The organism is Pseudomonas sp. G5001, assembly GCF_013385475.1.
Lineage (GTDB): Bacteria > Pseudomonadota > Gammaproteobacteria > Pseudomonadales > Pseudomonadaceae > Aquipseudomonas.
Genome location: NZ_JACAPZ010000018.1, coordinates 22,935 through 35,564, shown reverse-complemented (window position 1 = coordinate 35,564; position 12,630 = coordinate 22,935). Strand labels below are relative to the sequence as shown.

At 61.5% G+C, this 12,630-nt stretch carries 11 protein-coding genes; 3 read left to right on the top strand and 8 right to left on the bottom strand.

Annotated elements, in window-relative coordinates; genetic code table 11:
• Positions 1 to 12 precede the first annotated feature (12 nt).
• Positions 13 to 375: a diacylglycerol kinase gene (locus tag HX805_RS17315; RefSeq protein WP_003208635.1), complete on the top strand. Its 363-nt coding sequence runs from the start codon at positions 13 to 15 to the stop codon at positions 373 to 375.
• Here the strand turns inward: HX805_RS17315 and HX805_RS17310 are convergent.
• Positions 372 to 1,298, bottom strand: coding sequence for a LysR family transcriptional regulator (locus tag HX805_RS17310; RefSeq protein WP_003208633.1), 927 nt, complete (start codon positions 1,296 to 1,298; stop codon positions 372 to 374). The two genes, HX805_RS17315 and HX805_RS17310, sit on opposite strands and share 4 nt — an antisense overlap.
• 124 nt (positions 1,299 to 1,422) lie before the next feature.
• Here HX805_RS17310 and fpr point away from each other — a divergent pair, with 124 nt between their 5' ends.
• Complete coding sequence (gene fpr, locus HX805_RS17305) at positions 1,423 to 2,202, top strand: ferredoxin-NADP reductase (protein ID WP_003189055.1); 780 nt, start codon at positions 1,423 to 1,425, stop codon at positions 2,200 to 2,202.
• 118 nt (positions 2,203 to 2,320) lie between these two features.
• On the opposite strand, the gene tsaA is transcribed toward fpr, so the two are convergent.
• The 5 genes from tsaA to rimO form a co-directional block, all read right to left on the bottom strand.
• On the bottom strand, positions 2,321 to 3,016 hold the full coding sequence (tsaA, locus tag HX805_RS17300) for a tRNA (N6-threonylcarbamoyladenosine(37)-N6)-methyltransferase TrmO (RefSeq protein ID WP_177117118.1): 696 nt from the start codon (positions 3,014 to 3,016) through the stop codon (positions 2,321 to 2,323).
• A gap of 4 nt (positions 3,017 to 3,020) precedes the next feature.
• Entirely contained in the window at positions 3,021 to 3,482 is a 462-nt protein-coding gene (locus tag HX805_RS17295) for a DUF1456 family protein (protein ID WP_003208629.1), read from the bottom strand.
• A gap of 77 nt (positions 3,483 to 3,559) precedes the next feature.
• On the bottom strand, positions 3,560 to 4,270 hold the full coding sequence (locus HX805_RS17290) for an rRNA pseudouridine synthase (RefSeq protein ID WP_003208627.1): 711 nt from the start codon (positions 4,268 to 4,270) through the stop codon (positions 3,560 to 3,562).
• Positions 4,271 to 4,341: 71 nt separating this feature from the next.
• Positions 4,342 to 4,815, bottom strand: coding sequence for a GNAT family N-acetyltransferase (locus HX805_RS17285; protein ID WP_003208626.1), 474 nt, complete (start codon positions 4,813 to 4,815; stop codon positions 4,342 to 4,344).
• 103 nt (positions 4,816 to 4,918) lie between these two features.
• A complete protein-coding gene (gene rimO / locus HX805_RS17280; protein WP_003208624.1) occupies positions 4,919 to 6,259 on the bottom strand; it encodes a 30S ribosomal protein S12 methylthiotransferase RimO in 1,341 nt (446 codons plus the stop codon).
• A 301-nt stretch (positions 6,260 to 6,560) separates the two neighbouring features.
• Between rimO and HX805_RS17275 the strand changes: the two genes are divergently transcribed.
• Positions 6,561 to 8,462, top strand: a complete 1,902-nt coding sequence (locus tag HX805_RS17275; RefSeq protein ID WP_010170040.1) for a potassium transporter Kup — start codon at positions 6,561 to 6,563, stop codon at positions 8,460 to 8,462.
• Between the two features lie 54 nt (positions 8,463 to 8,516).
• Here HX805_RS17275 and HX805_RS17270 read toward each other — a convergent pair whose 3' ends face one another.
• Together HX805_RS17270 and mprF are read right to left on the bottom strand one after the other, a co-directional pair.
• The gene (locus HX805_RS17270; protein ID WP_003208620.1) at positions 8,517 to 9,803 is read right to left on the bottom strand and encodes a virulence factor family protein; all 1,287 of its coding nucleotides are present in this window, start codon (positions 9,801 to 9,803) and stop codon (positions 8,517 to 8,519) included.
• Entirely contained in the window at positions 9,803 to 12,445 is a 2,643-nt protein-coding gene (gene mprF, locus HX805_RS17265) for a bifunctional lysylphosphatidylglycerol flippase/synthetase MprF (RefSeq protein WP_008433574.1), read from the bottom strand. Before mprF ends, HX805_RS17270 begins: the two co-directional genes overlap by 1 nt.
• Between the last annotated feature and the right edge of the window lie 185 nt (positions 12,446 to 12,630).

Genomic DNA, 12,630 nt, shown 5'->3' with positions numbered 1-12,630 from the left:
GTTGCCTACTCTATGTCGCCTTTCAAGGGTCAAACCGGTATCAAACGTATCTTCAACGCAGGCGGATATTCCCTGGATGGCCTGCGTGCGGCTTTCACCGGCGAGGCGGCGTTTCGTCAGCTGGTGTTGCTCAATGTCATCCTGATCCCGCTGAGTTTCTTCCTTAACGTCAGCCGGGTAGAGCGGGCGCTGCTGATCGCCGTGTGCCTGCTGGCATTGATCGTCGAGTTGCTCAACTCCGCCGTCGAAGCGGCGATCGACCGGATTTCCCTGGACCTGCACCCCTTGTCGAAAAACGCCAAGGACATGGGCAGCGCCGCGCAGTTCGTAGCGCTGACCATGATTACCCTGGTGTGGGCCGTGATCCTGATCTAGGCAATGGTCGGCAGTACAATCTCGTCGCTGCGCTGCACCCCGGCGGTGAACGACCGGCACAGCTCGAGGAATTCGCGCATCGCCGAGGTCTGGTACTTCTGCTTGTGCCAGATGAAGTAGAACTGCCGGGCCAGGTCCAGGTCCGGGGTTTCCACCGGTACCAGGCTGCCACGCCGGAAGGCGTCGCGCAGCGCCAGCCGGGAAATGCAGCCAATCCCCAAGCCTGATTCCACCGCGCGTTTGATTGCCTCGGTGTGTTCCAGCTCCAGGCGGATATTCAGCGCGCTGCGGTGATGCCGCATGGCCTGGTCAAAGGTCAGGCGTGTTCCAGAGCCTTGTTCCCGCAGGATCCAGGCTTCATGGGTCAGCTCTTCCATGGTCGCCTGGCCGCGCTTGGCCAAGTGATGCTGGGGGGCGCAGAACACCACCAGTTCATCTTCCACCCAGGTTTGCACCTCGATGTCCGGGTGGCTGCAGTCGCCTTCGATTAGACCCAGATCAATTTCGTAGTGCGCCACCTGATGCACGATATGCGCAGTGTTCTGCACATGCAGCTTCACCTGGCTCTCGGGATGCTGCTGCATGAAGCTGCCGATCAGCAGCGTGGCCAGGTAGTTGCCGATGGTCAGCGTGGCCCCGACCGCCAGGGAGCCGAAGCCCGACTTGCCGTTGAGCAGGTCCTCGATCTCCTTGGCCTGGTCCAGCAGTGCCACCGCCTGGGGCAATAGCTGGTGACCGAGGGCGTTGAGGCTCAGGCGTTTGCCCGCGCGGTCGAACAACTGGCAGCTGGATTGACGCTCCAGCTCGGTAATCGACGTGCTGGCGGCGGATTGAGATAAGGCCAGAAGGCCAGCAGCGCGCGAGACGCTTTCCTGCTGGGCGACGGCGACGAAGACTTGCAGTTGACGTAGAGTAAATCGCATATCGATATAACCGATAACCCTTATCTTAATAATCCAGTTAACAGATATTGTCGCCGCCATTAGAATGCTGTGCAATTGCGCATCCATCATTTGGCGCAGACCCATTTCCAGGAGTCCCCCGTACATGAGCAACATGAACCACGAGCGTGTCCTCAGTGTTCATCACTGGAACGACACTCTGTTCAGCTTCAAGTGCACCCGCGATCCGGGCCTGCGCTTCGAGAACGGTCAGTTCGTGATGATCGGCCTGCAACAGCCCAACGGCCGCCCGCTCATGCGCGCTTACTCGATTGCCAGCCCGAACTGGGAAGAGCATCTGGAGTTCTTCAGCATTAAGGTGCCCGATGGCCCGCTGACTTCCCAATTGCAGCACTTGAAGGAAGGCGACGAGATCATCATCAGCAAAAAACCGACGGGCACCCTGGTGCTTGACGATTTGAAGCCGGGCAAGCACCTGTACCTGCTCAGCACCGGCACTGGCCTGGCGCCGTTCATGAGCGTGATCCAGGACCCGGAAACCTACGAGCGTTTCGAAAAAGTGATCCTGTGCCACGGCGTGCGTTACGTCAACGAAGTCGCCTACCGCGAATTTATCACCGAGCACCTGCCGCAGAACGAGTTCTTCGGCGAGGCCCTGCGTGACAAGTTGATCTACTACCCGACCGTGACCCGTGAGCCGTTCGAAAACGAGGGCCGCCTGACCGACCTGATGCGCAGCGGCAAGCTGTTCAGCGATATCGGGCTGCCGCCGATCAATCCTGAAGACGACCGCGCCATGCTGTGCGGCAGCCCAAGCATGCTGGATGAAACCAGCGAAGTGCTCAACAGCTTCGGTTTGAAGGTTTCCCCGCGTATGCGTGAGCCGGGCGACTACCTGATCGAGCGTGCGTTCGTCGAGAAATAAGCGCGACGCAAAAAAATGTGGGAGCGGGCTTGCTCGCGAAAGCGGTGTAACAGTCACCAGATGTATTGACTGATCCACCGCTTTCGCGAGCAAGCCCGCTCCCACATTTGTTTCCGGTTTACCCGGCCGACACGACTTCCAGCACACAAATCATCCCGGCTTCGGGATAGTGCCAGCGCACATCAACATCCCAGAACTGCGCCCCGTATTCCCGCTCCGGCCCCGGCGTCTGGTACGCCGGCCGTGGATCCTGCGCCAGGCACTGCTCGATCAACGCCACCAATGGCTCGCCAAGGCGCTGAGCGTGGCCTTCTGCCTGTTGCAGCGCAGTCTTCATCCACTGCACGGGAATCAGCTGTGGCGCAGCGCTGGCGATGCTGTTGGTCGCAGTGTCAACTATGTCTGCGTACGGCACGTACGGCTTGATGTCGAGAATCGGTGTGCCATCCAGCAGGTCGATCCCGGATATCCACAGGCGCCCATCTTCCACCTTGTCCAGCTTGACCACTGACTGGCCGATGCCGTTGGGCCGGTGCGTCGCGCGGGTGGCGAACACGCCCATGGACGTGTTGCCACCCAGGCGAGGCGGGCGCACTTTCAGGCGGGGCTTGTCTTCCAGCGCCTGGTGGAACAGGAACAGCAGCCACACATGGCTGACCTGTTCCAAACCCTGCACCGCCTCACCCTGGTCGAATGGCGCCACCAACTCCAGCACGCCCCGGGCGGCAGGCGCCAGTTGTGGCTGGCGCGGGATGGCGAACTTCTCCTTGAAGCAGGAGCGGACAAAGCCGATGGGCGAGACGCTGTAGTTCACGGGTTTAGGCGCGAACGCGCAGGGTCAGGCCCTTGAGGAAGTTGCGCAACAGCTGGTCACCACAGGTGCGGTAGTTGGTGTGGCCGAACTTGCGGAACAGTGCGCTCAGCTCAGGCTTGGACACCGGGAACTCGGAGGCCTTGAGGATTGCGTGCATGTCGTCTTCCTTCAGTTCGAAGGCCACGCGCAGTTTCTTCAGGACGATGTTGTTGGTCACCGGCAGTTCGATCGGCTGCGGTGGACGGCTCTCGTCCTTGCCGCGCTTGAAGATCACCAGGCCATCGAGGAAATGCGCCATGACTTCGTCCGGGCAGAACACGAAGCCTTCTTCCTCGTCTTTCTTGAGGTAGGTCAGCAGGTCGTCCTTGGTGACTTCCATGCCGCCGAGCTTGATGATCTCGACCATCTTGTTGTCGCTGATGTCGAGCATGTAGCGCACGCTGCGCAGTACGTCGTTGTGAATCATGGTGGGCAATCCTGGTCATTCAACTGTGGACACCGCCCAGGCAGGCGGTATCGAGAGATTCGGCGGCGAAAAAAGTCTTAGAACTTTTCTTTGCCGGACAGATAGCGCCATTGGCCTACCGGCACTTTGCCGATGGAGACTCCGCCAATGCGGATGCGTCGAATGGCGACGACTTTCAGGCCGACGGCTTCGCAGAACAAGGCAATCACACCCGGTTGCGGGTTTTTCAGCGCAAAGCGCAGGCGGTTCTCGTTCTGCCAGCTGGCTTTCACCGCCGGCAATTCCTTACCTTTGTAGGTCAGGCCATGGTTGAGGCGGTTCAGGCCGTGGGCGACCATGTCGCCGGACACCTCCACCACGTATTCCTGTTCGATCTTGTTCGCGTCAGCGGTCAGCTTGCGCAAAATCTTCCAGTCCTGGGTGAACACCAGCAGGCCGCTGGCCTTGGCTTGCAGGTCACTGCTGGCGGTCAGGCGCAGGAAGTGGCCCTTGAGCGGGCGCTTGCTGAAGCGGTGTTCTTCCGACAGGGTCTCGGCGTTGATCGACGCCATGGCTGTCTCGGCATCCACGCCGGCGGGGGCGTGGAACAGGATGGTCACCGGCTCCGGCGCTGTGGCCTTGGCCTCAGGGTCAAGCTCGACCTTCTGGGTGGTGACCTTGAACTGCGGCTCGTCGATCACTTCGCCGTCCACCGTGACCCAGCCGCCTTCGATGAACAGCTCAGCCTCCCGACGGGAGCAACCGACCAGTTCGATGAGGCGTTTGGAGAGGCGTAGGGGTTCAGTCATGACAAGGGCCGAAACAAAAGGGGGCGGCTATTGTACCTGTGTGGCGCCGGTTAATCCCGGCTCCATTTCATTTAGCCGCGACGCGCCTGTGGCTGGGCCTGGCGCAAACGCATGTGCAGCAACGGATAAGGCTGGCCCATGCCGTCATGGTCCGTGCGTCCGATCACCTCAAAGCCCTGCTTGAAGTAAAAGCCCAGGGCCTGCGGGTTCTGTTCGTTGACGTCCAGTTGATCGGCATTCATCGACTCGATGGCATAGCGCAGCAATTGCCGGCCCAGGCCCTGGCCACGGTGCTCGGGGTCGATAAACAGCATCTCGACCTTGCCCGCGGCCACCCCGGCAAACCCGGTGATGCGCTGGCGCGAGTCCTTGGTGCAGATCAGCATCACCGCGTCGAGGTAGCGGGTCAGCACCAGGTTTTTCAGCAACTCGATGTAACTGTCCGGCAGGAAGTCATGGGTGGCCCGCACCGAAGCCTCCCAGATGCGGGTCAGTTCCTGATAGTCGCTGGATTTGGGTGTATGGATAACCGAATGCTGACGCATGCCCGCTGCCCCTTGCCGATGATTGGCGCCGATGGGCAAAACGATAGACCTAAAAAAGCCCCGCATCTTGTCCAGAGGCAGGGCTTTTTCAATTCTTTACACCTTATGCGCGTTTTTCAGCCCACAGGTCGTACTCGTCGGCGTCGGTCACGGTGCACCAGACCTTGTCGCCCGGCTTCAGGCCGCTGGCATCGTCGATGAACACGTTACCGTCGATTTCCGGTGCATCGAAGAAGCAGCGGCCTACAGCGCCTTGCTCGTCGACTTCGTCGATCAGTACTTCGATCTCACGGCCGATGCGCAGTTGCAGGCGCGCCGAGCTGATGGCCTGCTGGTGCGCCATGAAGCGCTCCCAACGGTCCTGCTTGACGTCGTCCGGCACGATGGCAGCGTCCAGCAGGTTGGCCGGAGCACCTTCCACCGGCGAGTACTGGAAGCAGCCGACGCGGTCCAGCTGGGCCTCGGTCAGCCAGTCCAGCAGGTACTGGAAGTCTTCTTCGGTTTCGCCGGGGAAGCCGACGATGAAGGTGGAGCGGATGATCAGGTCCGGGCAGATCTCGCGCCAGTTCTTGATGCGCGCCAGGGTCTTGTCTTCGAAGGCCGGGCGTTTCATGGCCTTGAGGATTTTCGGGCTGGCGTGCTGGAACGGGATGTCCAGGTACGGCAGGATCTTGCCGGCGGCCATCAGCGGGATCAACTCGTCAACGTGCGGGTACGGGTAAACGTAGTGCAGGCGCACCCATACGCCGAGGCTGCTCAGGGCTTCGCAGAGTTCGGTCATGCGGGTTTTCACCGGCGCGCCGTTCCAGAAGCCAGTGCGGTATTTGACGTCGACGCCGTAGGCGCTGGTGTCCTGGGAGATCACCAGCAGCTCTTTCACGCCGGATTTGACCAGGCGCTGGGCCTCGTCCAGCACGTCGCCTACCGGGCGGCTCACCAGTTTGCCGCGCATCGACGGGATGATGCAGAAGCTGCAGCTGTGGTTGCAGCCTTCGGAAATCTTCAGGTAGGCGTAGTGGCGCGGCGTCAGCTTGATGCCCTGCGGCGGCACCAGGTCGATCAGCGGGTTGTGGTCCTGGCGCGGCGGCACTACGTCGTGCACGGCGTTGACCACTTGCTCGTACTGCTGCGGGCCGGTCACGGCCAGCACGCTTGGGTGCACGTTGCGGATGGCGCCTTCTTCCACGCCCATGCAGCCGGTGACGATCACCTTGCCGTTTTCCTTGATGGCTTCGCCGATCACTTCCAGGGACTCGGCCTTGGCCGAGTCGATGAAGCCACAGGTGTTGACCACCACCACGTCCGCGTCCTGGTAGGTGGACACGACGTCATAGCCTTCCATGCGCAGTTGCGTAAGGATGCGTTCGGAGTCGACCAGAGCCTTTGGGCAACCCAGGGATACAAAGCCGACCTTGGGGTTGGCTTTTGCGATGGTGGTGGACATGTCTAACCTCGGTATTGAATGACGCCGCCCGTCGTGCACGAAAGGTGGCGGATGGGCACTTGGTGTGCCTCTGATCAAAAAGTGCGCAATTCTAGCGACGGGAATCGCTCTTGACCAGCTTTATGCAGGGAAATACGACGAGTGCTGCGCTATGCTTCGCGCCGTTGCACCTGAGTGAATTTCCTCGGTCAATAAATCGTCTGTAACGAGAAGTAAAACAGCGCATGCTGTGGACAGCATAGGCGCCCGCAGCAGGCGCGCTGTTTATAAAAGACCGCAGGTCAAAGGGCAGGAGTGGTTGATGGGTCAGGCAAGTAGTCAGGCAGCAGGTGCCGAGCAGTCCAACGCAAAGCCGATCGGCATGCTGGTGGCGGCAGTGGGGGTGGTTTACGGCGATATCGGCACCAGCCCGCTCTACACCCTTAAAGAGGTGTTTACCGGTGGTTATGGGGTTCAGGTCAACCATGACGGTGTGCTGGGGATCCTGGCGCTGATCTTTTGGTCGCTGATCTGGGTGGTCTCGATCAAGTACATGCTGTTCGTGTTGCGCGCCGATAACCAGGGCGAAGGCGGCATCATGGCCTTGACCGCGTTGGCGCGACGAGCAGCGGGTGAGCGCAAGCGGCTGCGCAGTTTCCTGGTGGTCTGTGGCTTGTGCGGCGCGGCGCTGTTCTACGGCGACAGCATGATCACCCCGGCGATTTCCGTGTTATCGGCGGTGGAAGGTCTGGAACTGGCCTTCGATGGCCTCGAAAAATGGGTGGTGCCGATCGCCCTGATTGTGCTGGTGGCCCTGTTCCTGATTCAGAAACACGGTACCGATCGCATCGGCAAGTTGTTCGGGCCGGTGATGGTGACCTGGTTCCTGGTGCTGGGCGGCCTCGGCGCCTACGGCATCACCCAGCATCCGGAAGTACTCAACGCCATGAACCCGATGTGGGGCGTGCGTTTCTTCGAGGCTCACCCGGGCATTGGCGTGGCCATCCTCGGTGCCGTAGTGCTGGCGTTGACCGGTGCCGAGGCGCTGTACGCCGACATGGGCCACTTCGGCCGCAAACCCATTGCCCGCGCCTGGTTCATGCTGGTGTTGCCGGCGCTGGTGCTGAATTATTTCGGCCAGGGCGCCTTGTTGCTCGGCGATCCTGAGGCCGCGCGAAACCCGTTCTACCTGCTGGCGCCGAGCTGGGCACTGATCCCGCTGGTGGTGTTGTCCACGCTGGCCACAGTGATCGCGTCCCAGGCCGTCATCTCCGGCGCGTTCTCCCTGACACGCCAGGCCATCCAGCTCGGTTACATCCCGCGCATGCATATCCAGCACACCTCCAGTGCCGAGCAGGGCCAGATCTACATCGGTGCGGTGAACTGGTCGCTGATGGTCGGCGTGATCCTGTTGGTGCTGGGCTTTGAGTCCTCCAACGCACTGGCCTCGGCCTACGGCGTGGCGGTGACCGGCACGATGCTGATGACCACTATCCTGGTGTCGGCAGTGATGCTGCTGCTGTGGAAATGGCCACCGATATTGGCGGTGCCGGTATTGGTCTGCTGCCTGCTGGTGGACGGCCTGTACTTCGCGGCCAACGTGCCGAAGATCGTCCAGGGCGGCGCCTTCCCGGTACTCGCGGGGATTGTGCTGTTCGTGCTCATGACCACGTGGAAGCGCGGCAAGCAATTGCTGGTGGACCGTCTCGACGAGGGCGGCCTGCCGTTGCCGATCTTTATCAGCAGTATCCGTGTACAACCGCCTCATCGCGTGCAGGGCACCGCGGTGTTCCTGACGGCGCGGCCAGACGCCGTGCCTCATGCGCTGTTGCACAACCTGCTGCATAACCAGGTACTGCACGAGCAGGTGGTGCTGTTGACGGTGGTCTATGAAGACATTCCGCGGGTGCCGGTCGCACGCCGCTTCGAGGTGGATGCCTACGGCGAAGGCTTCTTCCGGGTGATCCTGCACTTCGGCTTTACCGACGAGCCGGACGTGCCCGAAGCGCTGAAGCTGTGCCATCTGGATGACCTGGATTTCAGCCCGATGCGCACCACCTACTTCCTCAGCCGCGAAACCGTGATCGCGTCCCGCATCAAGGGCATGGCGCGTTGGCGCGAAGGGTTGTTCGCGTTCATGCTGAAGAACGCCAACGGCAACCTGCGCTTCTTCAAGTTGCCGGTTAACCGGGTGATCGAGCTCGGCACTCAAGTAGAAATGTAAGCCCAACAAAAAGCCCCCGGTGCCTTGCGGCAGCGGGGGCTTTTTTGTGGGCGCTTATTCGGCCGGGGTCTTGCCCTGGCGCTTCTCGATGATGTCTACCAGACGCTTGGCCAGCGCCGGGTAGTTCTCGTCGAAGTGATGGCCGCCAGGCAGCTTCACGGCTTCGCCGACAGCGGTCTTGTCGGTACAGCCGCTCTCGTCGACTTCTTCGGCACCGTAGATGCACACCACCTTGTCGGCCGGCAGCTTGGCCATTTCCGGGCCGGTTGCAGCTTCCTTGCCGGCGTTGCCCAGCCAGCCTTCCACTTCGATCTCGAAGCTGCCGGTGCGGGCGAAGGCCAGCAGGATGATCGCGTCTACACGCTGCTGCTCGTTTTCCGGCAGACGGTTGTAGATGGCCGGCAGCACATCGGCGCCGAACGAGTAGCCGGTCAGCACGAAGCGCTTGGTACCCCATTTTTGCCGGTAGTGCTGCATCAGCTCGGCGAGGTCCTTGGCGCTTTGTTCCGGGGTCTTGTGCTGCCAGTAGTAGCGCAGGGTGTCGATGCCGACCACCGGGTAGCCGATCTTGGCCATTTCACCGGCCACGTCGCGGTCCAGGTCACGCCAGCCGCCGTCACCGGAGAGGAACAGGGTGACGGTGTCCTTGGCCTGGCCAGCCGGCACTTCGACCACCGGGATCGCCAGGCCGCCGTTGTCCGAGCCCACCAGTTGCTTGCGCAGCTCGTTGTTCAGCACTTGCGGGTAGTGAACGTCGTAGTCGCTGATGCTGGTGGTAGCACGCGGTGTATCGCGTACGAAGCTGGCAGCATCGTCGTCAGGGTTATCGTTCCAGGCCACCAGCCAGCTACCGTGGGCCGAAGTCTTCGGCAGCGGGTCGTTGCAGCCTGGCTGCGCCAGCGCGAAGCCGACGGAGATGGCATTGGCCTTGTCGTCGTTCTGCGCGGCCAGCCAGCGCCAGGCCAGGGCTGCGCCAGGGCCGATGCCGCTGACCAGGGTCGCCGGGCCGGCGAGCTGGCCGAGGGCGGTTTGCAGGGCTTGTTCCTGCAGCTTGCAGTCATCCTTGGGCAGGATTACCTGGACGATCTGCGCTGCGCCGCCCTGGCTCAGGGCGATCAGTTGGCTGTCGGTCAGGGTTTCGTCGGCCAGCACGGCCACCGCCACGCGGGCCTTGGGTGCGGTACCCGGGGTCACGCGGGTCAGGACGGTGCCGTCAGCCTGTGGCAGTTGTTCCAGAGTAGGTTGCGGTGCAGGGCGGTTCCAGTACCAGTAGCCGCCACCGAGGATCAGTGCCAGTACCACCAAAAATGCCAATACATACCGCCAGGAGCGTCGAATCATCAGCGTTTCACCAATCCAGTCAAGCCGCCCGCAATCAGGGCGGCGGTGTCGGCCAGTGCCACCAGCGGATCAAGTCCTGCGGGCACGGCCATATAACGGGGTTCCCAGTCAGGCTGGAACTTGTCTTTGAAGCGGCGCAAGCCTTGGAAGTTATACAGTTGCTCGCCACGGCGGAACACCATCGAGCCCAGGCGTTGGGTCAGCGGGGCGCCACGTCGTGGTTGCAGGCCCGACAACGGCACCATGCCGAGGCTGAAGCGGGCGTAGCCATGGTTCTTATAATGTTGAATCAGGCCGACCATCATGAATTCCATGGTCAGTTTCGGCGCGTCCGGGTGCGCACGCATCAGGTCGAGACTGGCCAGGTCGTGGCTGTAGGTCTCAAGCAGGTTCGCAAACGCTACCGGGCGCCCTTCGAAGCGAATGATCGCAATACGAAAGTGCTTGAGGTAGTCGTCGCTGAATCGTCCAAGGGAAAAGCCTTTTTCCCGCACGTTCTTGCCGGTCAGCCACGCGTCGGAGATGACTTTCAACTCCTCCATCGGGGCCTGGCCGGGTTCGTGGATCTCCAGGGACAAGCCATCACGGGTCCCGCGGTTCCAGGTGTAGCGCAGGTCCTTCATCTCTTTGCCCTTGGCTTCCAGGTCAAAGCGTTTGAGGTCGACCCGGGCTTCTTCACCCAGTTTGATCGCGGTGAGGCCGATGTCCATGTAGTACGGCAGGTTCTCCGCGCGCACCTGGTAGAACACCGGGCGGGCGTGGTGAATGTCGCACAGGTCGCGGAACTGCCAGATCATCTCGGCCCGTTGCAGGGTCGGGCCAATCGGATCGTACAAGGCCACCAGGCTGCGACCGCGACGAGCGTACATCAGGAACGCTTCGTCGTTGGGATGAAACAGCAGGGCCTTGTCGCCGGTCAGCGCCAGGCCGCCGTCGGGTTGTGCAGAGTTCATCAGGATCTTGGTGGCGCGCTCCAGCTCATCCGGTGTCGGCAAGTGGATGATCGGGCGCGCGGTACGCAGCAGCCAGGTCAGCGACACCACCACCAGCACCACGGCCGCGCCCAGCAGCGAACGCAGGCCCCGCGGGGCGTTGGCGTCGAGGGTGAACTGCCACCACAACTGATGGCTATAGGGCACGTCCTGGTAGGCGAACAACAGCAGCCAGATTGACGCACCGAGTACGCACACGCTGGCCACCAGGTACAGCGGCGAGAACGGCAGTTCGGTCAGGCGGCTGGCGCGATAGAACGAGCGCCGGAAGATCGCCAGCAGCACCGCCGTCATGGTCATCAGGCTGGCTTCTTCCCAGTCGAAACCCTTGAGCAGGGAGAGCAGGGCGCCGGTCAGCAGCAGCACCATGGTCAGCATCCACGCCGCGGACAACCGTCGACGCAGGCCCTGGGCCAACAGAAGGCAGAGCACGCCGATCAGGCTGGCACCAAAGTGCGACGCGTCAATCAGGCGATGAGGAATCAGGAAGCCGATGTTTTCCAGGCGTGAGTCGATTTCCGGGGTTGCGCCGGAAAACAGCAGGACCACGCCTGACAAAAAAACCAGTACGGCCAGGATCGGCGCAGCGAGGCCGGAGGCCGCGCGCAGGCTTTGTTGCGTATGGAACAGGCGCTGGGCTTCATTGACCAGCAGGAACACACAAGCGATCAACAGCGGCAGCACCACATAGATCATCCGGTACAGCAGCAGTGCGGCCGCCAGTGGCGCGGCACCGAGCTTGTCGGCGAAGGCAGCCAGCAGGATTGCTTCGAACACCCCGACGCCACCGGGTACATGGCTGAGCACACCGGCGGCCAGGGCCAGCAGGTACACCAGCAGGAACGGGCCAAAGGGCGGCGCTTCCGGCAGCAGCATATACAGCACGGTAGCGGCCGCAGCCACGTCGAGGGCAGTGATGATCAGTTGCAGGAAGGTCAGGCGACGGCCCGGCAGGCGCAAGGTGCGACGCCCGGCCCTGACCAGCAGGTTGTCCGGATACGGTTGTTCCGGCAGGCGGCGGCGGTAGATGCCGATGCACAGTGCGGCTGTTAACAGCAACACAGCGCCGGCGATGCCGCCGAGCAGGCTGGCGGGTAGATGCAAGGCATTGGACGCGGCAGGCAGGTTGCTCAGGGTGGCCAGCGCAGCGAGCGGCGGCAGGGCGCAACCCAGGGCCAGGCTGGCAAACACGGTCATGCGTGCCACTTCCGAAGCGCCGATGCCATACCGTGCATATAAACGGTAGCGTACCGAGCCGCCCGAGAGCATCGACAGACCAATCGCGTTACCGATGGCGAATGCGGTAAAGCCGCCGTAGGCCAGAGTCTTGGCAGGCAGCTTCACGCCGGCATAACGGGCACCGGAAAATTCATAGCCCAACAAAATGATAAAGCCGGCGACAGCAGCACCGAACGCACCCAGCAGTGCAGGCTTGGGTACTTCAAGGATTGAATCGTGGAGCGCGTACAGATCCAGTTCAAGCAACAGGTGGCGACAGGCGATAAGGGCGATTGCGAACAGCAACAAGGTGACGGCCAGCCCGATGGGTTGGCGGTATTTGCTCAACAGATCCAGCCAGCGCAAACGGGTGGGAGTGATCGGTTGTGTCGCTGTGACAGAGTCTTGTGGTTCAGACGAGTTGGCGCGCATCAATCACCTCGTGGATTGTGCGCGACAGGATGGAGGTATCCAGCCAAGTTACCAATCCCTATGGACAAAATAATTACAAATATTAACGCGTATCGCGAAGTGCGGCGACAGCGCCCATTGGTCGTAGAAGGACAGTGCTTGAAGACTTAGCATAGCTTGCAATGAGATGGACTCTACAAACCGTG